Raw genomic sequence first — 23,695 nt, 5'->3', positions numbered from 1 at the left:
CGGCCAGAACCGGGCGTCCCGACCGCCCGGCGCACACGTCAATCAGCTTATGGCTTGATATCTTTCCCGGCAGATTTATTGGTGAAATCAAGCGTATAAGCGGCCTGCCAGTCGAGGCCCTCTTCCAGCACACCTGCGTCCACCATCTTGTTATAGAAATCGCCGATCACCTCGTCGGTCATGGAACCGATACCTGTTTCCAGGGCCGCACCGCTGTCGACGATCCCCTGCTCCAACATCATCTTCTTGGCAAAATCGATCTTGTCCTGCGTCATGTCAGGGTTGGCCGTCATGATCAGCGCGTCCGCCGCGCTGCTGTCCCCGTAGAGATAGTTGTACCAGCCGGTCAGCGAGCCATCGACAAAGCACGTCACCTTTTCCGGATCGCTCTCGATGGTGTCCGCCATGGTCTCAATCGTGGTCGCGTAAGACGAATAACCGGCATCCGCGATGAGGAAGACGTTGGGCTCAAAGCCTGCCTCTTTCAAAACCGCATAGGGTTCGGAACTCAGATACCCCTGCATGCCCTTTTGCTTGTCGGCAATGAAGGGCGCGGGGTTGAAGGTATAGGGTTCGCGCTGCTCGACGGTGAATCCGTGCTCGGCGATCATCCATTGATAGTAGGAGGTAAACCCATTGTCCCCGATGAGAAGCGTAAGGTCCTTGAGGTCCTCCCAGCTTTCCGCCTCGCCGGGATGGGCGAGGATCACCTGCGGGTGTTTCTGAAAAATCGCGGCGACCGAGACCACCGGGATGCCCTCCTTGACCGCGTTGAACGCCTGCAGCATGTCGCCGCCCATGTGGAAATCGATCCGGCCGGCCAGCATCAGCGCCCGGTTGTTGACCTGCGGCCCACCGGAAATGATCTCCACCTCCAGCCCGCATTCGGCATAGGTGCCATCGGCCACCGATTGGTAGAACCCACCATGTTCCGCCTGCGCCAGCCAGTTGGTCCCGAAGACGACAGGCGTCAGATGACCGTCGGCCAGGCTGGCCGTTGCGCTCAGACATAGTGCCCCGACGAGGGGTGATATTTTGGAAAGGGACATGGCAACCTCCGCTGTGTGCTTTTCGCAAATCGTCCGGAGCATCCTGACCAAAGGGAAGCAAGATGCCGGGGAAATTGCGTCAGAGGCTCATGTTCGCCCAAAAAGCGGGCAAATTCCACGATTTTGTTGAATAATTCATCGCAGACCGCGTGTCACAGCGTGACTTCCCACATGGCCCCATCTCCGTCGGGACCACCGGCGGGACATCAATCGACCCCTGACCAGCAGGCGATGCAGGTATCGAGATGCTCTGGCTCGAAGGCCAGCCAGATCCGGCCTTGCGGTAAGGTGACCAGCAGGATGGCAAAGGGATCGGACGGGCCGCCGATCCAAATCCGGTGAGCAGGTGCAGGGTTGTCCGGGTCACCTGCCCCGCCGGAGAGGTTGTCCTCCAACCGCTGCAGGTGGGCGCCGATGGCATCCTTCCCCTTCAGCCGCGGCCCACCTTCGCCCCTGGCATCGCAGAGCGCGAGGACGTAGCGCTCGCTTTCCGCCAGGGCGATCTCCACCGGGATTTGCGGCGCTGACCGGTCAGCGGTGTCCGACAGAAATGGGGAAAGATCGGACAGGGAGACGCCCGCCGCGGCAGAGGTCGGCTCCGCCTCCAAGAGGTCGCGGCGCACGCGCACTGCGGATGCAGCGGCGCAGAAGGTCTCCAGCATTGCCGCGACCTGCTCTCCCGTCTCGGCCGCTTTCATTTCCCCATCCTGCGTGCCTATGCGCAGAATCCGCCGCTCCACAACAACGGCTGTCACTTGCGCGTCTGCCCCCCCTGTGAAAGTCAGTTGGCGCGGCAAAACCGTCTCTTCAATCTCGCGCAGGAGTGAGGCCAGGCCGACGGCACCGCCCTCATCCGCAATTTTGCACCCCTTGTCGGTCGTCTCTTCCGGCGCCTCGCCGAGGCTCTTCAGAACGTCGCGCAGTCTTACCGCATCTTCTGCAACACCATCGGTCACGGGTCATGCCTCCTCGCAGAGGTCGGCCAGAACCACGGCACCCTGCGCAATCATCTCCGCAACCGCCGTGCCCGGATCGCAGACGCAGCACAGCGCCTCCGCTGGCGATGCGGGAGAGCGGATGACGCAGGTCAGCGATCCGGCATCGAATGACAAGGCGTGCATCGGTTCATCGGACGATTGAAATGCATTCTGCGCGACGGATTGCGCCAAGGTCCCGCACAGGGAGGTACGGGCGGTGTCGCACAGGGCATCAAGACGCTCCTGCGCCATCTTTTCGCGGGTGCTTGCGGCAAAAACCGTGCTGGTGGACAGATCGGCAAAAGCCACGACGCGGCACCCCGGAAAGCGGGTGCGCAAGCGATCCAGCCTGTCCTGCACTGCCGTATTAATCATCGTTATCCGAGTTCCACACGCGATCTGCCTTTTCAATATGGCTCAGGCATAGCGGCAGAACATGTGAGTCAGGTTAACGGTTTCGGGACAATTTCAGGAGAATTTTGGGCTCAGGCTTATGTCCGCGTCGGGATCGGGGCGCGGGGCTGGACGTGCACGAACGGATTTGGCAACCGGTCTGCGCGGAACAATCCGCTCATTCGGCTCTGGCAGCGCCGCAGCGTCAGGTGCGGAAACGCTGCTCTGATCCGGCATTGTCTCCGAGGGTGCGTCCGTCATGTCATCCGAAAGCCGCGCGCTCAGCGTGCTTATGATGCTGAGGAAATCACTGACGAAAGGTTCCGCCCCGCTCTCATCCCACAGCTGCGCGTCATCGCCTGCATCCCGCGCCTGTGTCAGCGATATCATCAGCGTTTTGGCAAAGAACCCATCAGTTTCCGCGCGCACGCGTTTGAGCACTTTTGCGCGATCCTTTTCGGACACCATCATGTCCCCGCGCGTCAGCAGCAGGATGGAGTGCGCCCGGATGTCTTCCGGCACCATATCCCAGACCGAGGCTTCGCTCTGACGCCAGGCTTGCGTTGCCGGGCTGCACCAGATGATCCCGTCTGCGGCAGGCAGAATACGCTCCCAGACCTCCGAGGGCATGTTGGGATCGGAAATGCCCGGCATATCGATGATATCGCATCTCCTGAGGATTTCCTCTTCACACTGGATGCGGATGAAAGCGGTCTCTTCGGGGATTGCTTTCCGCAGGCTATCCTGATCGCAGGGCGTTTCATTTCCCGCCAGATCGACGATCACCGCGGGCGCCGTGCCGTAGCTGACCCAGACCGGCGGCAATTGGGTTGCGATCACCTGAACCGGCAGCGGGTCGGATCCGATCATCAAGTTTGCAAGCGTGCTTTTCCCGGCGCTGAACTCGCCCATCAGGGCGATGCGCGGACGGCGTGGGCCGGTCAGATTGTCCAGAAAGACCGGGGCGTCTCGGAGTGTTTCGTCCAGGGTCATCATGCGTACTCGCTCAAGGTATCAAGTGTCCGGCTCAGCAAGGCCTGCGTGTCGGGGGGCGCGGTTTTTGCGATATGGGCGCGCAATTCTTCGGGATCGGCCTGCGCCATACGATCCAGCGAGGTGAAAACGGATTTCTGTTCCGTCAAAAAGGCGTCAAAAGCCTGCAGGGCGGTATCGCGCACCCCCTGCGCAAGATCATCCCGCAATTCATCGACAAAGGGATTGGTCTCGGCCTTGATCAGCTCGTAGAAATTCGCGGCATAGGTCTTGTACCCCCGCCGGTGCAGCCACCACCGCTTCCACCAGCTGCCATTGAGATCGAGCGCAATGGTGCGCCCGAGAGAGACCGGCGGCGGCACCTGCGGCGCATGCGGCAGCGAAATGGCAATCTCTTCGGCAGACAGCCCGAAGGCCTGCAAATAAAGCTGCGACAGGGCCTCGGATGTGGCCTGCGCCGCGGCCTCGAACGCCGCCTTGCTCTTGCGCGCCAGCACCTTGTGGGACGAACTCAGCAACATGCGCAGCCCAGCCGGATCGTAGGTCCAGGGTGTCATCTCGCCGTAGTTTTCCAGATGCACGATCAGCGATGCTGTTGCACGGTCGAGAAAGCTGGCCTGCACCCGGTCCATACGGTCGGAAAACTCCGACAGGATATTGTCAAAGGCGGTGTCGAGCTTGCCCGTTTCCTGGGTGAAAATACTCTGCAGACGCTCATGCGCCGCCGCGCTGTCGAGTTTCCCCAAATCCGCTGTGTCCATGGGTCGGGCGCTGATCCGTCGGCTGGCGGCAACGGCATTGGCAAGGTTCAAGGCACTGCTGCCGATCCGGCGCAGGGTTGTTTCCGCGATGCCATCGGCGATGCGGGACGACAGCGCGTGCTGCAGCGCCGGGATGCCCGACAACCCCCAGGCAAGCTTGACCGGGTCACGCAGGTCTGCATCGCTGAGAACACCCTTGAGGTCGGCCTTTCCCGACCACTCCAAAAGCGCGTCGGCACTGGCAGGCGGCAGCGTGTCCAAACGATTGTCCAGCGCATAGCTTGCCCAAAGGGCGCTGCCGAAAAGGATCTCCGCGTCTTCCGGCCCTTTGTGATGCGCCAGCGTGTCGGAAATGCTCTGTGCGATCTGAGGGATTTGCGTGGTGGGGTCCGAAAGTTCATCCACACGGTTGACGAAGATGATCACATCGCGGGATTTCACATGGGTGATCAGGCGGATCAACGCCAGATCCGTGGCAGACAGTGCCTGATGCGCCGAGAGGACAACCACGCAGATCCGGCTGTCACGGATGGAGCGGATCGTGATCTGCTCGCGCATCATGAAGGTATCGTTCACCCCAGGTGTGTCGCGCAGGCACAGGGGCATGGGCAAGGCCGGGCGGGACAATGTCAGGTCCGCGGATTTGGTGATATCGGCAAAGCGGCCCTGCTCATCGGAGACATCGGGATCATCCGCATCCGGCTCTTCGCCCAGACAGACATAGCGTTCGATCAGGTCCTTGTCGACGTAGCCGTAATCGCGTTGCTGTCCCAGCAGAATCTCGAACTTCTGGCCGAGGCGGACACGGGACTTCTCGCGCATTTCTGCGGCCTGCGCCTTGATCTTCTCAAGCTCGTCATCGGCGCCGGCCCGGCTGGCCAATTCTCCGATCCGACCACCGCCGGAGATCAGCCGGTCCCATTCGTCCTCGTCGAAAAAGCGAAAGGAGGCGCCGGGTTTGATTTCGGTCTCTTCGGGATGCAGGTGCAGCGATGTCACGACGGAGGTCCAGGGGTTCACGTCCGCGGGCAAAAGATCAGGCTGACCCACAAGCGCGTTAACAAGCGAGGTCTTGCCGGATTTAATCTGACCGATCAGCGTGATGCTGGGCTCGAAACTCTCCAGCTGGCGCAGCAACCTGTCCGCCCGTTTCGCGGTGTTGTCGTCGCCAAGCGATTGCAGCGCGCGCAATGCCCCGCGCAACGCCTCCACAGACGTCGCCGCCGCCTGCAACGGCTGGAGGCCAAGCGCCAACAGCTCGGCCCGGGCGGCCTGGTCAAAACCTTGGTGATCGGATGTGTTCAGAACATTCATGGCCCCGCGCGCCTGCCAGCGCCGTGCCCGGACGACATGCGATCAGAACCTTTGAATGTTGGCTCATACGCCATGAATAATCAGCCCCAAAGAGATTTTTTCTTTTCAGAAAATTGGCAGGCAATTGTGCAGCGATTGTGGCGTTTGGCGGGCTCAAATACCGCGTATCGTTAAGTTTTTAGAGAGCCACGCGCGCTTCGAGATCACGCTTGAGCTGCAGGATGACGGTCGCCGCATCCGCCGCCGAGCGCAGATCGTTTTCGAGCCCCATCAGCATGACCTTGTCACTGGCTTCATAAAGGTCGTTGCGCCAGGCATCAAAGGACGCATCGCTCTGGGTTTGTTCGGCGGCCAGTTCAACGAGATCCTCGGCCAGGGTGCCGCAGGTCTCGAGGACCGTGTCGGCCTCGGCCGTGGCCGTGGCCAGATCGCAGGTGCGGCTGCGCAGGAGATTGAGCGCTTTCTCATAGGGTTGCATCTGAGCGGTCGTCTTGCTCTTGCCGCGCGCCGCTGCCGATGCCGGTAGAACCAGATCGCGTGGCTCATGCCGCTGCAGAAACAACAAGGCGCTGTCGAGGTCTGCGCGCTGGCCCGAGGCCACGAGACCCGACACACTCTGGCGAAGCGCTAGGACCCCACTCGCCGCCAGTTGTACCTCCGAAACCTCCTGGCCTGCGCGCAGAGCCTTATGCGCGTGGAAAGTGGATGTGGGGAAAAAGCTGTGAAACTCTTCCGCTGCCACGGCCTGCAGGGCCGCGACCCGTGCGTGCAGGGTTCCCGCACCCGCGAGGGCATCTGCCTTGGTCAAGACAAGAAAACTGTGATCCTTGAGGTGATCCGAGGCCTGCGCCCACAGCGCCGCCTCCTCTTGCGAAAAGCACTGCGTGCACCATAGGGCGATATCAGCCCGGGACAGCGCCCAGCTTATGCGCTCCGCGGGCAAGCCTGTCTCTTCCGATGCAGCCAGGTCGATCACGTGGGTCCGGTCCAGGAGCGGGTTGCGCAGGGTGACGGCGTGAATATCAAACTCCCCGGGGTCCGGGTGCGCGGCGTCATGACACACAGACAGGGCAGCAATACCCGGTGGCCCGCCCGGAACCTCTTCGCCCAGAAGAACGTCGCGCAGGTGCGATTTGCCGACGCCCTTGGGTCCGAGAAGGACAACCCGCACCCCTTTCCGCAACCGGTCCCGCAGCGCGCGCGCCTGGTGTGTCAGAGCCGGGGCCAACTGCCCGACAGACAGGATATGGTCAAGACGGGCAACAACCTGCCCGCATGCGGCATCATCCAACACGGCGCATGCTTTCCGCGCCCTCCGCAGCGCTGCCTTTGGCGTCGCGGGCGCGGGCGTCGTTCAGCTTGACGACCGAAAAGGACACATTGTCCAGATCAGGGTCTTCCAACTGGCGCAACCTTTCCAGAAGGTTGTCGGCGATCTCGGCGCTATTGGCCGTCCGATGGACTTTCAAAACTGCTGCAATTTCTTCATCCGTCAGAAATTGCAGCCCATCGCTGGCCACGATGAGCATGTCGCTGGCGCGCAACTCAAGCGGCTCCGCCGGGCAATCGACACGCGGGACATCCTCGCCAAAGAGCACAGAGGTCAGCGTGTTGCGATCCGGGTGGCAGTGCGCCTCTTCGTGGCTGAGCAACCCGGATTTGACCATGAAATCGATCTGCGGCGCCATCGAGTGATCTTCGTTCAGCTGCCTAAGCTTGCCATCGCGGAACAGAAACAGCGGAGAATCCCCGATCGATATCCAGTAAAGGTTCCTGTTGATGATCACCGTCGCCACCAGCGTCGCCCCCATGCCCTGCGTTTCAGGATGGGTTGCCACATGTTCCCGCAAACAGGCATTGGCGCCCATGGCGGCGTCGAAAAGGGTGGTGGTGACGGATTGCTCGAACACCTCCGCATCGCCCCGCTGGAACATCAACTCGCTGAAGACCTCGGTGACCACGATCTTGCTGGCGACATCACCGGCAGCATGACCGCCCATCCCATCCGCCAGCACCGCAAGACCCACATCGGAACCGCGGGAGAAATCGGCAATGACCGCGTCCTCCTGATAGGACCGTTGCCCCTTGCTGAGCGCCGAGGTGGCGTCAAAGTCAAAGCTCGGCGGCATCGCCACCATCCGTCATATCCCACCGGAAATCCGAGCCACAGAGGGCCACGAACCGCAATGTCGTTTCCCCGATGCGAATGAGATCGGCGTGCTGCAGCTCTTCGGTGCTGAGCACCGGGCGGGCGTTGCGGCGGATGATGTTCGATTTGCCGCCATGACCCAGATAGAACTTGTTCTGCTCTTCATCATAGGCAATCGCCGCGTGATTGTGCCGCGAAATGCTGTTGTCGCCGAAGTCGAGCTTGATGACCTGATCCTCGCCGCGCCCGATCATCGACGCGCCGGTGAAGATGCTGAAGGAATGCCCGATGCCCGGCCCTTCCACAACGACAAGCCAACCCACGGGAAACTTCTCGTGCTGGGGCTTTGCCGTCGCATTCTCAGGGGCGCCAATCGGATCATTGGCATCCGCTTCGGGACGGTTGAACCCCAGAAGCCGCGTTTTGACCCGGCCGGTGCGGCGGCCGGCGCGACCCGCCGCTGGCGCGGGCACGCCCGACATCTGATCCGTGTCCGACAGGTCAACGGGTTCGGGCTCAGGGGCAGGCTCTGGCTCGACAGCCCGCTCCGAAAGCTGCAGTTGCTGTTTTGCAAAGGCGACCACATCACTGGCATCGACCGGTGCCTTGGTTTCATGCGGCTCGGGTGACATTTCGGGAACCTCTGCGGGTTCCGGGATCTCTTCCGCCTGCGACTGCGCGGGGTGCGCCTCTGCTGCGTCGGCGGGGTCCGCTTGCATCGGTGCCTCTTCCATCATCCGGGTCTGCGCCAACACCGCCGCGATGTCGGCCTCCTCCGGCGCGTCAATGTCTTCTGCATCCAGGTTCATGTCTGCCTCAGCGTCGGGGGCTGCATCGACAATTGTCTCGACAGCTTCCTCTTGCGGCGCGCTTGCGGCCAAAGTCTCCTCCTTGGGCCGTTCTTCAACGGGGTCATCCATCGTGTCAGGCTCATCGACGACAGCGAAGGGATCAAGCGGCATTGCGCGATCATCTTCAGCCATGATGAAAACATCGCGCAAGGCTTCCTCGTCCAGAGCCTCGTCCCCGGTCGCAGGTCTAGATTGGTTTTGAAAAACCTTCCGGAAGAGTGTCATGTCATGCCTTTCCAATGTCGCTTGTTACCGATGGCCCCGGAACGCCCGGACCTGTGATTGATACTGTCTTTTGTCGCAAAGGACGCATTGTCAGCCCCCGACCGTGCGCGGATGGCCAAGCGTCCAGTAGCCATAGCTTTCGCCCAGAGTGATGATCTGCCCCACCGTGACCGCGTGCAGGTCGTCAAACTGCAGCGCGGTGTGGCCAAGGAAGAAATAGGCAAAGAGGATGACGGGAATCGTCGCCAGCCTGCGCACCCGTGCCGGTTTCGAAATCGTCCGTTCGGCGGAGATCATCGCATCGAAATCTTCCTGCGAGATGACGGGTGGCAGAGATTTGTGCCGTGTCGCTGGCGCGACCTTTGTCCCGGCCCTGTCCTTGGCCGCCACAACCCCCTCTTTTCGCAGCAGGCGGCTTTTGTTTTTCACCTCGGAGGCCGGGGTGATCGTCACGCTCTGCCGTTTTTGCGGCGCGGGTGGGCCGATCAAACCCGGATCCTCCGCGTCAGCCTGTCCCCCGGACAAAACCTGCTGGACATCGCGGGCAACCTCCTCGACGGACAGGGCGTTCGGGTCGGTCTCCACGTCGGCCTCGGGTGGATAGAGATCGCGCAGGAAGGCCGCGTCATACTTCGGATCGACCGGTTTTGGCGCGGGCTTCGCTGCAGTCTCGGGTGCGGTTTCTGCACGCAGCTTTGCCGGTTCCACCGCTGCAACGGGCTCGTCCTGCATCGACTGGATCAGACTGCTGATGGTCAGATCAATGCTCTCGTCGTCCCGGGCGCGGGCGCGTGCAAGCTCCGCCCGTTTGCTGTGATCGATCATCAGCGTCCAGTCCTCGGCGGATTGCAGGCGTTCGGCGGGCACGATGTTCATCGCCTTGTCGATCGCGGCGAGAAAGGCGTCGTCATAGCCGGGGAACCGTCCGCGCATCGGCTTGTAGAGATCGGGCTGACTTGCGGCCAAGGCAGCCAGACGGGCCTGGCTATTGGGCGGCGCCTCGCCCGAAATCAGATGCGTCAGCGAGGCGGCCAGCGCATAAAGATCGCTGCAGGGATATTGCTGGCTGCCCGCGACGTAGAATTCCTGGGGCGAATAGCCATCCTTGACCACCAGCACCGATGATAGCACCCGGCTCTTGCGGCTGGCCTCTTCGCGCGCGGCCCCGAAATCGATCAGCACCGGGCGGCCCGTCTTGTCCACCAGGATGTTGTCCGGCGAAATATCCCGGTGCAGCAGATCCTGCGCATGCACATGCGCAATCGCGTCCAGCAGCGACAGGGTCAGGGTCTGCACCTGCGCGGGCGACATCTTGGGCGCGCCACTCTCGATGATCTCCAGCAGGTCTTTGCCGTCCACGAGATCGAGCGCCATGTAGGCGGTCTCATTGTCCTCGAAGACCTGATGCACGCCCACCACGCTGGAATGATCCAGACGGGACAGCGCATGCGCCTCCCGGATAAAGAGGGTCACGATGGAGCGGAAATCATCGACATAATTGCGCGTGCGGGCGCGCACGGTTTTCTTGACCCGGCTGCAGAAGGCCTCTGGAAAGCATTCCTTGATGACGACCGTGCGGTTGAGACTGTCCTTGGCCAGATAGGTGATCCCGAAACCGCCGCTGCTGAGATAGCGGATGATCTCATACTGCCCGCTCAGCAGCTGGCTGCCGGGGGCGAGCGCCTCGCTGTTGACCTCTGGTGCAAATGTCCCGTCCTGGGTGCTCATCGTTGTGCCATGCGTCCATGTCTGCCTGCGGCTTTCCAGCCCATCAGGCGCAGAAAACATCCCACTGAAAAGGCCGAAACGCTGTGTCCAAAACATGGCCGACACGGGGAAGACCCGTGCCCTGAACGGACAAGTTTATACGAATTTATGAAGTCTTAACGTCGGATGTCCCCAAGCGCGGGCCCCGCCCATCGGTCGGATGCGGGAGCGGGTGCATCCCTCTCAGGCGGACCCGATCAGAGGGCCACGCGGGTCGCCTTGCCCTGCTTTTCTGCCTGAACGGCGGCCACCGAAGCCACGGCGAGGTCTTGCAGACCGACCCCGGTTCCGTCAAAGAGCGTGATTTCCTCCGCCCCACCGCGCCCCTGATGCGCGCCGTTGATTACTGCGCCGATGGGGGTGATGTCGGCTTCGGCGATCAAACCGCCGGCAATCGCATGCTGTGCCTCGCCGATGGTGATCGATTGCGCGATCTCATCCGCAAAAACAGTGGCAGCGGCCAGCAGCGCCGGGTCCACCTCCTGCTTGCCCTTTGTGTCGGTCCCCATACAGGCAATATGCGTACCGGGTTTGATCCAGTCTTTCATCAGCAGAGGCTCAAAAGCCGAGGTGATGGTGATGATGACGTCGGCCTGCGCGCCCAGTTCCTCTTGAGTGACGGCGTCGAAAGCCAACCCAAGTTCTTCTGCAACAGCACCAAGCCGAGGCAGCATGTCGGGATGCGGGTTCCACGCCACGACCTTTTCGAAATCGCGTTGCCGGGCTGCAGCGCGCAGCTGGAACGTGGACTGATGCCCGGCCCCGACCATGCCCAGCACCCTGGCATCCTTGCGCGCCAGATGTGCGATGGACACCGAGGATGAGGCCGCCGTGCGCACAGCGGTCAGATAGTTCCCACCCACCAGCGCCTGCAGCATGCCGGTATCGGGATCAAAGAGGAATATGGTGGATTGGTGGTTGGTCAGCCCCTTGTCCATGTTGCCCGGCCAATAGCCGCCCGATTTCACGCCCAGCGTCTTGCCCGCCTTATCGAAACCAGATTTGAACCCATAAAGCGCGTCTGCATAGCCAATCGCCTCGCGGATCACCGGGAAGTTGTAGGCGTCCCCCTTGGCCATCGCGCCGAACACAGCCTCCACCGCGTCAAAGGCATCGGCGCTGCTCACAACCTCGGCGCAGACCTCTTCGCTGACGATCAATAATCCTTCGGCCATGGGGGGTATTCCTGTCTTTTTGGTGTTCGCAGTGAAATGCACCCGGAGAGCCCGGGCGCATGGTTTTCTGTCATCGATGGAAGGGTCAGTACGCCTTGCCGCGTGCGGAAACGGGCCAGAGCGTTTCGACCTTGCCGTTCCGGACGCCGACGTACCAGTCATGCACGTTGCAAGTCGGATCGCAGTGACCGGGCACCAGCTTGAGCTTGTCGTTCACCTTCAGCACGCCGTCTGGGTCCGCGACCACGCCATGCTCGTCGGAGCATTTGACATATTCCACATCCGTGCGTCCGAAAATCACCGGCAACCCACTGTCGACCGACTGCGCCTTGAGACCCGCATCCACGATGGCCTTGTCGGCCTTAGCGTGGCTCATCACAGAGGTCAGGATAAAGAGCGCGTTTTCCCATTCCCCCTGATCGATCCGGTTGCCGTTCTCATCCAGGATACGGCCATAATCGGCATCCATGAAGGCGTAAGATCCGCACTGCAATTCGTTGTAAACACCTGAATTGCCTTCAAAATAGTAAGAGCCCGTTCCGCCGCCGCCAACAATATCACAGTCGAGCCCATCCGCTTTCAGCGCATCAACCGCGTGTTTCACCTGTGCCACGGCCACGTCGATCTTGGCCTTGCGGTCGTCGTAGCTGTCCATGTGCTGCATCGCACCCTGGTAGGCCTGAATGCCTGCAAACTTCAGCCCTTCGGCGGTGTCGATGGCCTTGGCAATCTCCACCACTTCGGGTGTCGTGGTCACGCCGCAGCGCCCCGCACCGCAGTCAATCTCCACAAGGCATTCGATTTCCGTGCCGTGACGCGTGGCGGCCTCGGAGAGGTCCGCCACGTTCTCGATGTCATCGACGCAACAGATTGTACGGGCCCCCAGCTTCGGCAGCCGCGCGAGGCGGTCGATCTTTTCGGGCTGACGCACCTGGTTGGAGACCAGCACGTCCTTGATGCCGCCGCGCGCAAAGACCTCCGCCTCCGACACCTTCTGGCAACACACACCGCAGCTACCGCCCAGTTGTTCCTGCAACAGCGCCACATCAACGGATTTGTGCATCTTGCCATGCACCCTGTGCCGCATGCCGTGCGCCTTTGCCCAGTCGCCCATCTTCTTGATGTTGCGTTCGAGCGCGTCGAGATCCAGCACCAGCGCGGGTGTCTGGATCTGTTTCTCGTCCATCCCGATGGCTGCCGGGATGTCAAAACCCACTTCGAAGTCTTCGAATTTCACTTGGCTGTTCATAGCGCGTCCTCCTTAGCCCGTGATCCAGGGCAGTTTGTCCAAATCCACATTGCCGCCGGTGATGACGACCCCGACCCGCTTGCCCCGGAACACCTCCGGGTTGCGCAGGATGGTCGCCATCGGCACCGCACAGCTTGGCTCCATCACGATTTTCATCCGTTCCCACGTGAGCTTCATCGCGTCGATGATCTCCTGCTCGCTCGCGGTCAGCACATCGGTCACGAAGCTTGAGACAAAGTGCCAGGTGTTTTCCTTCAGTGGCACCTTGAGCCCGTCGGCGATGGTCACCGGCGCGTCATCGGCAATGATGTGCCCCGCCCGGAAAGAGCGCGCGGCATCATCCGCCTGATCCGGCTCGGCTGCGTAAATCTCCATCTGCGGCGCGAGGTTCGAGAGGGTCAGGCACGTGCCCGAAATCATGCCGCCGCCGCCAATGGGTGCGATCACCGCGTCCATATTCTCCACCTGCTCCAGCAGTTCCAGCGAACAGGTCGCTTGTCCCGCGATCACGCGCGGGTCGTTGTAGGGATGCACGAATTCGGCGCCCGTTGCCTCCTGCACCTCGGCAAACACCGCCTCGCGGCTCGTGGTCGACGGTTCGCACTCGGTGATGATCCCGCCATAGCCGCGCACCGCCGCCTTCTTGGCCTCGGGTGCGGTGCGCGGCATGACCACGTGGCACGGGATACCGCGCCGCCCGGCGGCATAGCTTAGCGACAATGCGTGGTTGCCGGAGGAATGCGTCGCCACGCCCTTTTCCGCCATCGCATCGCTGAGACCGAAAACCGCGTTTGACGCGCCGCGTACCTTGAACGCCCCGGCCTTCTGGAAGTTCTCGCATTTGAAGAATAGTTCGGCTCCGGTGAGCTCATTGAAATAGGTCGAGGTCAGCACTGGTGTGCGGTGGATATAGGGTTTGATCCGTTCATGGGCGGCGCGCACGTGATCAATGGTCAGATCGGGTCCGGTCAATGTGTCCAACATAGCGGCTCCTTTCAGGCTGCGGTTTTGATCAGGGCGGCGCGATGGCCACGGTAGTATTCCTGCGCGGCAGCCACACCGCTGCCAAGCTCGATCGGATAATCCAGATCGGCCATCGCCATCTCGATCGTAGCGAGGCCGGAGAGCACCATGACATCCGTCAAACTGCCCAGATGACCAATACGGAAAGCCTTGCCGTTCATCTCGCCCAAGCCGATGCCAAAGGACACGCCATAGGCATTGAACGCCTGATCGGTCAGCGCATTGCTGTCAAAGCCGTCGGGCACGTAGATTGCGCTGACGGTATCGGAGTAGAGCTCCGGGCGCTCCGCCACCAGCCGCAACCCCCAGGCATCGACCGCGCGGCGCACGCCCTCGGCCAACCGGAAGTGGCGCGCGTAGACGTTCTCCAACCCCTCTTCGAACAGCATCTTAAGGCTCTCGCGCATGCCGTAGATCAACTGCAGCGGCGGCGTGTAGGGAAATCCGCCCGTCGCGTTCGCCGCCATCATATCGCGGAAATCAAAGAAGGTGCGCGGCAATTCGGCGGTTTCCATCGCCGCCAGCGCCTTGGGGCTGACCCCGAGGATCGCCATGCCGGTGGCGAGCATGAAACCCTTCTGCGAGCCGGAGACGGCGATGTCCACGCCCCAGTCATCCATGCGGAATTCCATCGACGCCAGCGAACTGACACAATCCACAAACATCATCGCCGGGTGGTTGGCCGCATCCATTGCCGCCCGCACAGCGGGAATGTCGGATTTTACGCCGGTGGCCGTTTCATTGTGCGTGACCAAAACGGCCTTGATATCGCGCGCCTTGTCCGCTGTCAGAGCGGCCTCGAATTTGTCTGCTGGCGCGCCGGATCCCCAGGGGCATTCGATGATCTGCACATCAAGGCCGTGGCGTTGGCAAAGGTCGATCCAGCGGTGGCTGAACATGCCGTAGCGCGCCACCAGAACCGTGTCGCCAGGACTCAGTGTATTGCAGATTGCAGCCTCCCAGCCGCCCGTGCCACTTGTCGGAAAGGTGATGACCTTGCCTGTCCTCGTTCCAAAGACGCGCTTGGTGTTTTCGAGAACCGGAGCGAAGGTTTCCACGAAGTCAGGCGCCCGATGATCGCGTGTCTGGACCTGCATGGCAGCACGCAGCCGGTCGGGGATATTCGTGGGCCCGGGAATGAATACTGGGTTTTGATCTGACATTGCGATGTCCTCCTCCGTCGCATTGCACAATACCAGTTAGGGTGCGGGATGCAATTTTCTCGAAAATGTTTTTCATTTATGAAATTTAATCATCAAGCCGCTATAATTAATACATTTTATGATTTTCATATCCAGCAACAATGATTTTATTGAAATTATTTTTCATTCGTGAGATAAATATCCTGGAGATTCTTTTGAGGCACCTCGCGTGACACCCCAGAAAAGACAGCGTGGACGCCCCAAGTCCCAATTTCGCGAAAGCTCTGCAGGCACCCTGCAGTCGCTGGACCGTGCTCTGGGCATCCTGAAGGCGATCTCGAAATCGGAACGCGCCACGCTGACGGACCTGTCTCTGTCGCTCGGCGTGCCCACGGCGACCACACACCGCATCCTGACGACACTTCAAAAGCACAGCTTTGTGGCTTTTGATGAGGAACGGCAGGATTGGGTCATCGGGATTGAAGCCTACCGGACCGGGGTGTCCTTCATGAACCGCACCGGCCTCAGCACGGTGAGCCGACCGGTGATGCGCCATCTGACGGAGAGAACCGGAGAGACCGCAAACCTTGCCATTCCCGATGGCGCGGAGGTGGTGTTTGTCGGGCAGGTCGAGACCAGTAATCCGATCCGCGCCTTTTTCACCCGCGGCACACGCACCTCGATGCACGCATCCGGTACCGGCAAGGCAATCCTTTCCGCCCTGCCCGAGGACCGTGTGCGCAAGCTGCTGATGGCTACCGGTCTGACCAGTTTTACCGACAATACGCTGGTCACGCCCGACGCGCTTTTCGCCGACCTGGAACAGACCCGCCAACGTGGATGGTCCTTTGATCGGGAAGAGCGTTATTCCGGCATGTCCTGCATCGGTAGCGTGATCTACGACGAGCATCAGGACCCCTGTGCGGGCGTGTCCATCTCCGGGCCCAGCACTCGGTTTGATGCCTTGCGCGTGCCGGAGCTTGGCGCAACGGTCGCAGAGGCCGCGCGGGACATCACGCTGCTGATCGGCGGCCGATTCCCCGACCACCTGATGCCGCCACGCTCCGAAACCGCCCCGCTCGACGATCCGGTGGCCTAGACGATTAAACAGACGAAAAATGAGACCGGAAGGAGAACACGACCCAAACCACGCTTAAATGATACGAATTCACCCAGAGGTTGCACTAACGGGTTGTTTTCAGAGCTTATTTCCTTGCCTGCCCATGGGGATCGCCTAGTTTGATCCTTGTGAATTCCGGGAAGGATATGTGAACCTAAGGCCGAGGAGGGCTTTTGGTTCAAAAACCGGCACAAGGGTGCTGATATTTCTCTGAGTTTTCGTAAACTGACCGAGCATGACGCTCACATCAGAAACGGGCATGAAGCGCCCGATCCTAGGGAGGAAGTATGACAGAAAATGTAAATCGCAGAAAATTCCTGCGCGGCTCCGCCGTGGCGGGGGCAGCAGCCCTCGCCACGCCAGCGATCGCCCAAGATAATGGTACGACGCTGAAAATGCAGGCGGCCTGGGGCGGCGGTATTTTCCTTGAAAACGCACAGTCTTTTGCGGCGCGCGTCAACGAGATGAGCGGCGGGTCCCTGACCATCGAAGTGCTCTCCGTGGATGCGGTTGTGAAAACCAGCCAGATGCAGGATGCGGTGCACCGCGGCGTGCTGGACGCGGCCCATTACGTGCCGGCCTACTGGTACGGCAAGTCCAAGGCGGCCTCGCTCTTTGGCACCGGCCCCTGCTTTGGCTGGTCGAGCCAGGAAGTGCTGGGCTGGGTCTATGCCGGGGGCGGTCAGGAACTCTTTGACGAGTTGATGGCAGAGCTGCGCCTGAACGTGGTGTCGTTCTTCAACTCGCCGATGCCTGCACAGCCGATGGGCTGGTTCAAGGAGCAGATCACCGACGCCTCGCAGATGGAAGGCCTGAAGTACCGGACCGTTGGTCTGGCCGCGGACGTTCTGTTGGAAATGGGCATGTCGGTGGTGCAACTGCCCGGCGGTGAGATCCAACCGGCGATGAAATCCGGCCTGATTGATGCGGCGGAGTTCAACAATCCGACCTCAGACCGCGACTTCGGTATGCAGGACGTGTCCAAGCACTACCACCTCGCCTCCTTCCACCAGAGCCAGGAGTTCTTTGAGGTCACGATCAACAAGGACAAGTTCAACGCGCTTTCCGACGATCACAAGGCGATCATCAAGAACGCGTCCATGGCCGAAAACTCCGGCTTCTACTGGGGCAACACCAAGCGCTATTCCGACGATCTGCTGAAACTGCAGGAAGCCGATGGCGTGAACGTCTACCGCACACCGGATTCGGTGATGGCGGCCCAGCTGGAAGCCTGGGACAAGGTGACAGCACGTATCGCAGAGGACGATCCGTTCTTTGCCAAGGTGATGGAATCGCAAAAGGCCTACGCCAAGGACGTGATGAACTACCTCAACCTGAACCAGCCGGACTACAAGCTGGCCTACAACCACTACTTCGGTTGAGTTAGCCACATGTGACAGGGAGATCGGGCGCATCCGCGTCCGGCCTCCTTTCCGCTGACCGGGTCCCGCTGCGAGGGCCTGCACATCCGCCACAGGGAACCAAAACGATGAAATTTGTTCACGCCATAGAAGGGCTGAGCCTCTGGGTAGGCCGGGCCTTTGGGTGGTGCATCCTGATCCTGACACTCTCGGTGTCTTACGAGGTCTTCGTGCGCTACGTGCTCAATGCCCCCACCGTCTGGGCCTTTGATATGATGATCCAGATGTACGGCGCGCTGTTTTTGATGTGCGGCGCCTACGCGCTGGCGCAGGACACCCACGTGCGGGCGGATGTGATCTATCGCCTTCTGCCGATCAAGGTGCAGGCAGGCCTCGATTTCGTGCTGTATTTTCTTTTCTTCTTTCCCGGTATTCTGGCACTGGTCTGGTTCGGCTACGAGATCGCCTCCGACAGCTGGCGGTACAAGGAAGTGAGCTTTAACAGCCCCGCCAGCATCCAGATTTACTTCTTCAAATCGCTGATCCCGGTCGCCGGTGCGCTGCTGATGATCCAAGGGCTGGCCGAACTGGTGCGCTGCATCATGGCGATCCGCACCGGTGCATGGCCAGAGCGTCTGGCCGATGTGAAAGAGACCGAAGATCTGCTGTCCGAGGCGGATCTCGCTGAAATCCAAGCCATCCATCCCGGCAAGAACTGACGTCTCTGACGCACCAGGAAAGATAAAAAGATGACAAATCCCGAAGTCGCCCTTTTGATGCTGGGCCTGTTTATCCTGCTCGTTCTGCTGGGCTTTCCGATTGCGTTCACGCTTTTGGCGATGGGCGTGGCCTTTGGCTATTACGCCTATCATCAGGGCGGCCCGATCGAGAGCTTCAGCGATATCTTCAACAACAATATTTTCTACCTGTTGAACCAGAACACCTATTCGGTGATGGAAAACCCAACGCTGGTCGCCATCCCGCTGTTCCTGTTCATGGGCTACGTGGTCGAACGCGCAAACATCGTCGACAAGCTGTTCTTCTCTCTTTACCAGGCGGCGCGCAACCTGCCGGGCTCACTGGCCATCGCCGCGCTGCTGACCTGCGCCGTCTTCTCCACGGCGTCCGGCATCGTGGGTGCGGTGGTGACGCTGATGGGCCTGCTGGCCTTCCCCGCCATGGCCAATGCCAATTACAACAAAAGCTTCGCCTCGGGCGTGATCTGCGCAGGCGGCACGCTGGGCATCCTGATCCCGCCGTCGATCATGCTGATCGTCTATTCCGCCATTGCGGACCTCTCGCCCCTGCGGCTCTATGCTGCGGCGGTCTTTCCGGGGCTGCTGCTGGCGGGGCTCTACATCGTCTACGTGATTGTGCGGGTCTGGATTACCCCGTCGCTTGCGCCCAAACCGCAGATGGATGACGTCCCGCCCCCGCGCGAGATCTACTGGAACCTTCTGGTCAGCTTCGTGCCGCTCACGGTCCTCATCGCGCTGGTGCTGGGCTCCATTCTGGGCGGGCTCGCGACCCCGGCAGAGGCCGCGGCCATGGGCGCGCTCGGCGGTATGGTGTTGGCCGTGCTCTACCGCTCCATGACCTGGACCAAGCTCAAGGAAAGCGTGTTCCTCACGGCCAAGGCCACAGCGATGGTCTGCTGGCTCTTTGTCGGCTCGTGGACCTTTGCCTCCGTCTTCTCCTACCTCGGCGGGCACGACATCATCGCCGATTGGGTCGGCGGCATGGATCTTGAGCCCTGGCAATTCCTGGTTCTGGCGCAGATCATCATCTTCCTGCTGGGCTGGCCGCTGGAATGGTCGGAGATTCTGATCATCTTCGTGCCAATCTTCCTGCCGCTCTTGGAGGTCTTCGGCGTGAACCCCTATTTCTTCGCGATGCTGGTAGCACTGAACCTGCAGACCTCCTTCTTGACCCCGCCCATGGCCATGTCGGCCTATTATTTAAAAGGGGTGCTCAAGAAACAGATCGAGCTGATGGAGATTTTCCGCGGCATCATGCCCTACCTTGGCATCGTGATCCTGACCATGGTGCTGATGTACCAGTTCCCGGGCATCGCGCTCTGGTTCCCGGATTATCTCTTTGGGCCGTATATCCCATGAAGATCAAACCGCACGAGCTCTCGGCGACAGAGGCGGCAGGCCATATCGCCGCTGGCAGGTTGAAATCGGTGCAACTGGTCCAGTCCTGTCTGGACCGGATTGCCGAAACCGACGGCAATATCCACGCCTGGGCACATCTCGACCCCGAGGCCGCTCTGAAACAGGCCGAAGATTGCGACCGGCTGCGCCAGCGCGGGTTGGCCACGGGGCCGCTGCACGGGCTGCCGGTGGGGCTCAAGGACATCATCGACACCTCCGACATGCCCACCCAGCGCGGCACCCCTATTTTCGCAGGCAGGCAAAGCGCGGAGGACGCGCGGATCGTCGAGATGCTGCGCGAGGCGGGCGCGGTGATCATGGGCAAGACGGTCACCACCGAACTGGCCTTCATGCACCCCAGCGAGACCCGCAACCCGCACAACCCCGACCACTCACCCGCTGGCTCGTCCAGCGGGTCAGCCGCCGCCGTGGCCGCGGGCCATGTGCCGCTCGCCGTGGGCACGCAGACCAATGGCTCGGTGATCCGCCCGGCGTCTTTCTGTGGCACCTTCGGGTTCAAACCCACGCGCGGCATGATCCCCCGCACCGGGGTTCTGCAAACGTCAAAATCACTGGATCAGATCGGCACTTTTGCCCGCACGCTGGAGGATGCCGCCCTGCTGGCTGACGCCATCAGCGGCTATGACCAACGCGACACGGAAAGCTTTGCTCACGCCCGCCCTGCCATGGCCAAGGGGGCTGCGGAGGACGCGCCGATCGAGCCGGATTTCGTCTGGTTTAACCTGCCGTTCAACGACCGGCTGTCAGAGGCGGCGCGGGACGGGTTTGAAGGTGTGATGGAGATCTTGGACGCCCGTGTGACCCGGATGGACCCCGCCGATCAACTGGCGGAGCTGGTGGCCGTTCAAGCGCGCATCCACGAATACGAGATTGCCCGGCATCAGGCCGATGTCTTTGACGGTCATTGGGACCAGATCAGCGACACCCTAAAACCGATCATCACCCGTGCCCGAAAGATCAGCACCGCCGAATATGAGGATGCCTTGGCAGTCAAAGCCTCTGCACAGGCCTTCTTTGACGATTTCTTTGTCGATTTCGATGCGATCCTCGCCGCGGCAGCCGCAGGCGAGGCGACGAAGTTCCGCGAGGGGACAGGCGATCCGATTTTCTGTACACTCTGGACACTGGCAGGCCTGCCTTGTGTGACGCTACCCTTGCTGGTCGGGGAAACCGGCCTGCCCATCGGCGTGCAACTGATCGGACCGGTGCATAAAGACGACCGGCTGCTGCGCACCGCGCGCTGGCTGCAAAACCACATCGCGGCAGCCGCCGCCTGACTGAGAGGACGCACATATGTCATATACCGTCAAACTGATCGTCGGGCTCATCGGCACCGCTTTGCTGGTGATCTTCGTCGGCGAGCTGTCGCACAGCATCTCCACCGGATTTGCGGGTTTCTGGGGCGGTTTCCCCTTCATGGTCATCGTGATCATCGTCTGCGCCATGGCAATCTATGACTACTGGGATGAATGCATCCGGAAGAAATAAACCATGACCAAACCCCGTCTCTGGATCACCCGCCGCCTGTCGGACGCCACAATCGCGCGCGCGATGCGCGACTATGACACGGTCGTCAATCACGCCGACACACCGGGCGGCGCCGAGGACCTGATCGCCGCCAGTGCCGATTTCGATGCGATCATCCCCTGCCATTCCGAGCATTTCAGCGCCGAAGTTGCCGCTCAGTTAGACCCGCGCCTGAAAATCATCGCCAACCATTCCGTCGGCGTCGATCACTGCGACCTGCCCAGCCTCAAGGCGCAGGGCATTGCGGTGACAAACACACCGGACGTGCTCTCCGATGCCACGGCGGAACTGGCCATGCTGCTGATGCTGGGGGCCGCCCGCAATGCGGTGGCAGGCGACAGGACCGTACGCACGGGCGCGTGGGATTTCTGGTCACCGTCTTTCATGGTCGGCAAGCAGGTGACCGGCGCGCGCCTAGGGATCATCGGCATGGGCCGCGTCGGCCGGGCCTTTGCCGCCAAGGCGCGCGGGTTCGACATGGACATCCATTACTACAATCGCAGCCCCCTGCCCGATGCACAGGCGCAGGGCGCGACCTATCACGACACTGTCGAAAGCCTGCTGGGCGTGGCGGATTTCCTGTCGCTGCACTGCCCGGCCACGCCTGACACGATGGATTTGATGAATGCAGAGCGGTTCGCGCTGCTGCCGCCCGGTGCGGTGATCGTCAACTCAGCGCGCGGCGCGCTGGTGGATGAAGACGCCTTGCTGGCGGCCCTGGGCACCGGTCAGGTCGCCGCTGCCGGTCTTGACTGCTTCAAGGTGGAACCGGGCGGCAACCCGGCTTTTGCCGCGCATGAGAACATCTTCATGCTACCGCATATCGGGTCCGCCACCACCCGCACGCGCGATGCCATGGGGTTCCGCGCGCTTGAAAATCTGGATGCGTTTTTCGCCGGGAAAACGCCGAAGGACCTGCTGTAGATCACGCGGTGAACAGGTCGCCATACTGCTCGCGCAACAGGTTTTTCTGCACCTTGCCCATGGTGTTGCGCGGCAGTTCCGGCAGGACGATCAGCTTGCGCGGATGTTTGAACCGCGCCAACTGCGCGGCAACCGTCACCGAGATGTCGTCCAGATCAGGCTGCTTTTCCTTCTCTGCCACGACAAACCCCACCACGGTTTCGCCGAAATCGGGATGTGGCACGCCCACCACGGCGCTTTCCAGCACTCCGGGCTGATCATCCAGCACGGTTTCGATTTCCTTGGGGTAGATGTTGTAGCCGCCGGAGATGATCAGATCCTTGTTGCGCCCGACGATCTGCACATAGCCCTGATCGTCGATCAGCCCTAGATCGCCCGTGATGAAAAAACCGTCGCTGCGCAGCTCTTCCTGCGTCTTCTCGGGCATCTGCCAGTAGCCCTGGAAGACATTGGCGCCGCGGACTTCGATCTGTCCGATCTCCCCATCCGGTAGCCTGTCGCCACTGGCCGGATCGGTGATCTTCAGCTCCACCCCCGGCAGGGGAAATCCGACCGTCCCCGCCCGCCGCGCGCCGTCATAGGGGTTCGAGGTGTTCATATTGGTCTCGGTCATGCCGTAGCGTTCCAGAATCCGGTGCCCGGTGCGCTTTTCGAACTGAACATGTGTCTCCGCCAGCAGCGGCGCGCTGCCCGACACGAAAAGCCGCATGTGTCGCACCAGATCGCCGGTAAAGCGCGGATCGTCCAGCAGGCGGGTGTAGAAGGTCGGCACGCCCATCATCGTGGTGGCCTTGGGCAGCAGGTCAATCACATCGCCCGCGTCGAATTTCGGCAGAAAGAGCAGCGCCCCGCCCGACAACAGTGTCACATTGGTGGCCACAAACAGCCCGTGGGTGTGAAAAATCGGCAAGGCGTGCAGGAGTACATCCTCCTTGGTGAACCGCCACACATCCACCAGCGTCTGGGCATTGGAGAGCAGGTTCGTCTGGGTCAGCATCGCGCCTTTGGAGCGCCCCGTGGTGCCGGAGGTGTAGAGAAAAGCCGCCAGATCGTCAGGCCCGCGCGGCACGGTTTCAAATACGTCGCTTTGGCCCCGCGCAAGCTCCGGCAAAGAGCCGCCGCCCTCCGCGCCCAATGTCTGCAACCCGGCATCGCAGGCATCGGCCACCGGGCGCAGCCCTTCTGCCTTGGTCGGGTCGCAGATCAGCAGGCGCGCCCCGCTGTTCTCGACGAAGTAAGACACTTCTGAGGGGGTGTAGCCGGTGTTCAGCGGCAAAAACACGAGACCCGATTGCACGGCTGCGGCATAGACCGCCAGTGCTTGCGGGGATTTCTCGGCCTGCAAGGCCAGACGGTCTCCCGGCTGCAGCCCCAATTCCCGAAAGGCATTGGCAAACCGCGCGGCCATCGACAGGAAAGCCGCGTGGGTGACCACCTCTCCGCCCTTGAGGATTAGAAAGGGAGTCTCCTTGCCCGCATGGATTCCAAAAAGCTGATCGAAAAGAGGATTGGCCATTC

Annotated in this window: 21 protein-coding genes; 7 read left to right on the top strand and 14 right to left on the bottom strand. The window is 61.1% G+C overall.

Annotated elements, in window-relative coordinates; all coding sequences use genetic code 11:
* Positions 1–47: 47 nt before the first annotated feature.
* From ISX84_RS03675 to bhcA, 13 genes are all read right to left on the bottom strand, one after another.
* Positions 48–1,049, bottom strand: a complete 1,002-nt coding sequence (locus tag ISX84_RS03675) for an ABC transporter substrate-binding protein (RefSeq protein ID WP_195818952.1) — start codon at positions 1,047–1,049, stop codon at positions 48–50.
* 206 nt (positions 1,050–1,255) lie between these two features.
* Positions 1,256–2,005 carry a hypothetical protein gene (locus ISX84_RS03670; protein ID WP_195818951.1) on the bottom strand — a complete coding sequence of 250 codons (750 nt, stop codon included), beginning with the start codon at positions 2,003–2,005 and terminating at the stop codon, positions 1,256–1,258.
* Between the two features lie 3 nt (positions 2,006–2,008).
* A complete protein-coding gene (locus tag ISX84_RS03665) occupies positions 2,009–2,401 on the bottom strand; it encodes a hypothetical protein (RefSeq protein ID WP_195818950.1) in 393 nt (130 codons plus the stop codon).
* A gap of 93 nt (positions 2,402–2,494) precedes the next feature.
* Entirely contained in the window at positions 2,495–3,415 is a 921-nt protein-coding gene (locus tag ISX84_RS03660; protein ID WP_229884053.1) for a dynamin family protein, read from the bottom strand.
* Positions 3,412–5,487: a dynamin family protein gene (locus ISX84_RS03655; protein ID WP_195818949.1), complete on the bottom strand. Its 2,076-nt coding sequence runs from the start codon at positions 5,485–5,487 to the stop codon at positions 3,412–3,414. The genes ISX84_RS03660 and ISX84_RS03655 overlap by 4 nt, the downstream gene beginning before the upstream one ends.
* A gap of 178 nt (positions 5,488–5,665) precedes the next feature.
* Positions 5,666–6,778 (bottom strand): hypothetical protein, encoded by a 1,113-nt coding sequence (locus ISX84_RS03650; RefSeq protein WP_195818948.1) that lies wholly within the window; start codon positions 6,776–6,778, stop codon positions 5,666–5,668.
* Entirely contained in the window at positions 6,771–7,625 is an 855-nt protein-coding gene (locus tag ISX84_RS03645) for a PP2C family protein-serine/threonine phosphatase (RefSeq protein WP_229884052.1), read from the bottom strand. The genes ISX84_RS03650 and ISX84_RS03645 overlap by 8 nt, the downstream gene beginning before the upstream one ends.
* Positions 7,600–8,712, bottom strand: coding sequence for an FHA domain-containing protein (locus ISX84_RS03640; RefSeq protein ID WP_229884051.1), 1,113 nt, complete (start codon positions 8,710–8,712; stop codon positions 7,600–7,602). The genes ISX84_RS03645 and ISX84_RS03640 overlap by 26 nt, the downstream gene beginning before the upstream one ends.
* Before the next feature lie 90 nt (positions 8,713–8,802).
* Complete coding sequence (locus ISX84_RS03635; protein WP_195818947.1) at positions 8,803–10,440, bottom strand: serine/threonine protein kinase; 1,638 nt, start codon at positions 10,438–10,440, stop codon at positions 8,803–8,805.
* 236 nt (positions 10,441–10,676) lie between these two features.
* On the bottom strand, positions 10,677–11,654 hold the full coding sequence (gene bhcD / locus ISX84_RS03630; RefSeq protein ID WP_195818946.1) for an iminosuccinate reductase BhcD: 978 nt from the start codon (positions 11,652–11,654) through the stop codon (positions 10,677–10,679).
* An 85-nt stretch (positions 11,655–11,739) separates the two neighbouring features.
* Entirely contained in the window at positions 11,740–12,903 is a 1,164-nt protein-coding gene (gene bhcC / locus ISX84_RS03625; protein WP_195818945.1) for a 3-hydroxy-D-aspartate aldolase BhcC, read from the bottom strand.
* A gap of 12 nt (positions 12,904–12,915) precedes the next feature.
* Positions 12,916–13,887: a beta-hydroxyaspartate dehydratase BhcB gene (gene bhcB / locus ISX84_RS03620; RefSeq protein WP_195818944.1), complete on the bottom strand. Its 972-nt coding sequence runs from the start codon at positions 13,885–13,887 to the stop codon at positions 12,916–12,918.
* Between the two features lie 11 nt (positions 13,888–13,898).
* A complete protein-coding gene (gene bhcA, locus ISX84_RS03615; RefSeq protein ID WP_195818943.1) occupies positions 13,899–15,089 on the bottom strand; it encodes an L-aspartate--glyoxylate aminotransferase BhcA in 1,191 nt (396 codons plus the stop codon).
* A gap of 208 nt (positions 15,090–15,297) precedes the next feature.
* Here bhcA and ISX84_RS03610 point away from each other — a divergent pair, with 208 nt between their 5' ends.
* The 7 genes from ISX84_RS03610 (at position 15,298) to ISX84_RS03580 (ending at position 22,177) form a co-directional block, all read left to right on the top strand.
* A complete protein-coding gene (locus ISX84_RS03610) occupies positions 15,298–16,167 on the top strand; it encodes an IclR family transcriptional regulator (RefSeq protein WP_195818942.1) in 870 nt (289 codons plus the stop codon).
* A gap of 308 nt (positions 16,168–16,475) precedes the next feature.
* Positions 16,476–17,570 carry a TRAP transporter substrate-binding protein gene (locus ISX84_RS03605; protein ID WP_195818941.1) on the top strand — a complete coding sequence of 365 codons (1,095 nt, stop codon included), beginning with the start codon at positions 16,476–16,478 and terminating at the stop codon, positions 17,568–17,570.
* A 107-nt stretch (positions 17,571–17,677) separates the two neighbouring features.
* Positions 17,678–18,268 (top strand): TRAP transporter small permease subunit, encoded by a 591-nt coding sequence (locus ISX84_RS03600; RefSeq protein ID WP_195818940.1) that lies wholly within the window; start codon positions 17,678–17,680, stop codon positions 18,266–18,268.
* 30 nt (positions 18,269–18,298) lie between these two features.
* Positions 18,299–19,666, top strand: coding sequence for a TRAP transporter large permease (locus ISX84_RS03595; protein WP_195818939.1), 1,368 nt, complete (start codon positions 18,299–18,301; stop codon positions 19,664–19,666).
* Positions 19,663–21,003: an amidase gene (locus tag ISX84_RS03590; RefSeq protein WP_195818938.1), complete on the top strand. Its 1,341-nt coding sequence runs from the start codon at positions 19,663–19,665 to the stop codon at positions 21,001–21,003. Before ISX84_RS03595 ends, ISX84_RS03590 begins: the two co-directional genes overlap by 4 nt.
* A gap of 16 nt (positions 21,004–21,019) precedes the next feature.
* Positions 21,020–21,214 (top strand): hypothetical protein, encoded by a 195-nt coding sequence (locus tag ISX84_RS03585; RefSeq protein WP_195818937.1) that lies wholly within the window; start codon positions 21,020–21,022, stop codon positions 21,212–21,214.
* Between the two features lie 3 nt (positions 21,215–21,217).
* On the top strand, positions 21,218–22,177 hold the full coding sequence (locus ISX84_RS03580; protein ID WP_195818936.1) for a 2-hydroxyacid dehydrogenase: 960 nt from the start codon (positions 21,218–21,220) through the stop codon (positions 22,175–22,177).
* A 1-nt stretch (position 22,178) separates the two neighbouring features.
* Here the strand turns inward: ISX84_RS03580 and ISX84_RS03575 are convergent, their stop codons facing one another.
* Positions 22,179–23,693, bottom strand: a complete 1,515-nt coding sequence (locus ISX84_RS03575; protein WP_195818935.1) for a malonate--CoA ligase — start codon at positions 23,691–23,693, stop codon at positions 22,179–22,181.
* Between the last annotated feature and the right edge of the window lie 2 nt (positions 23,694–23,695).

Origin of the sequence: Roseobacter sp. MH60115, from assembly GCF_015644665.1 — a bacterium.
In the GTDB taxonomy this organism is placed as follows: domain Bacteria; phylum Pseudomonadota; class Alphaproteobacteria; order Rhodobacterales; family Rhodobacteraceae; genus Roseobacter.
This window is presented reverse-complemented; position numbering and strand designations above follow the sequence as displayed.

Bases quoted from the DNA above. Each gene is read 5' to 3' on its own strand.
- ISX84_RS03590 (WP_195818938.1), top strand. From the start codon at position 19,663: ATGAAGATCAAACCGCACGAGCTCTCGGCGACAGAGGCGGCAGGCCAT.
- ISX84_RS03605 (WP_195818941.1), top strand. From the start codon at position 16,476: ATGACAGAAAATGTAAATCGCAGAAAATTCCTGCGCGGCTCCGCCGTG.
- ISX84_RS03645 (WP_229884052.1), bottom strand. From the start codon at position 7,625: ATGGTGGCGATGCCGCCGAGCTTTGACTTTGACGCCACCTCGGCGCTC.
- bhcD (WP_195818946.1), bottom strand. From the start codon at position 11,654: ATGGCCGAAGGATTATTGATCGTCAGCGAAGAGGTCTGCGCCGAGGTT.
- ISX84_RS03600 (WP_195818940.1), top strand. From the start codon at position 17,678: ATGAAATTTGTTCACGCCATAGAAGGGCTGAGCCTCTGGGTAGGCCGG.
- ISX84_RS03575 (WP_195818935.1), bottom strand. From the start codon at position 23,693: ATGGCCAATCCTCTTTTCGATCAGCTTTTTGGAATCCATGCGGGCAAG.
- ISX84_RS03585 (WP_195818937.1), top strand. From the start codon at position 21,020: ATGTCATATACCGTCAAACTGATCGTCGGGCTCATCGGCACCGCTTTG.
- ISX84_RS03675 (WP_195818952.1), bottom strand. From the start codon at position 1,049: ATGTCCCTTTCCAAAATATCACCCCTCGTCGGGGCACTATGTCTGAGC.
- ISX84_RS03635 (WP_195818947.1), bottom strand. From the start codon at position 10,440: ATGAGCACCCAGGACGGGACATTTGCACCAGAGGTCAACAGCGAGGCG.
- ISX84_RS03655 (WP_195818949.1), bottom strand. From the start codon at position 5,487: ATGAATGTTCTGAACACATCCGATCACCAAGGTTTTGACCAGGCCGCC.
- ISX84_RS03660 (WP_229884053.1), bottom strand. From the start codon at position 3,415: ATGATGACCCTGGACGAAACACTCCGAGACGCCCCGGTCTTTCTGGAC.
- bhcC (WP_195818945.1), bottom strand. From the start codon at position 12,903: ATGAACAGCCAAGTGAAATTCGAAGACTTCGAAGTGGGTTTTGACATC.
- ISX84_RS03640 (WP_229884051.1), bottom strand. From the start codon at position 8,712: ATGACACTCTTCCGGAAGGTTTTTCAAAACCAATCTAGACCTGCGACC.
- bhcA (WP_195818943.1), bottom strand. From the start codon at position 15,089: ATGTCAGATCAAAACCCAGTATTCATTCCCGGGCCCACGAATATCCCC.
- bhcB (WP_195818944.1), bottom strand. From the start codon at position 13,887: ATGTTGGACACATTGACCGGACCCGATCTGACCATTGATCACGTGCGC.
- ISX84_RS03665 (WP_195818950.1), bottom strand. From the start codon at position 2,401: ATGATTAATACGGCAGTGCAGGACAGGCTGGATCGCTTGCGCACCCGC.
- ISX84_RS03580 (WP_195818936.1), top strand. From the start codon at position 21,218: ATGACCAAACCCCGTCTCTGGATCACCCGCCGCCTGTCGGACGCCACA.
- ISX84_RS03595 (WP_195818939.1), top strand. From the start codon at position 18,299: ATGACAAATCCCGAAGTCGCCCTTTTGATGCTGGGCCTGTTTATCCTG.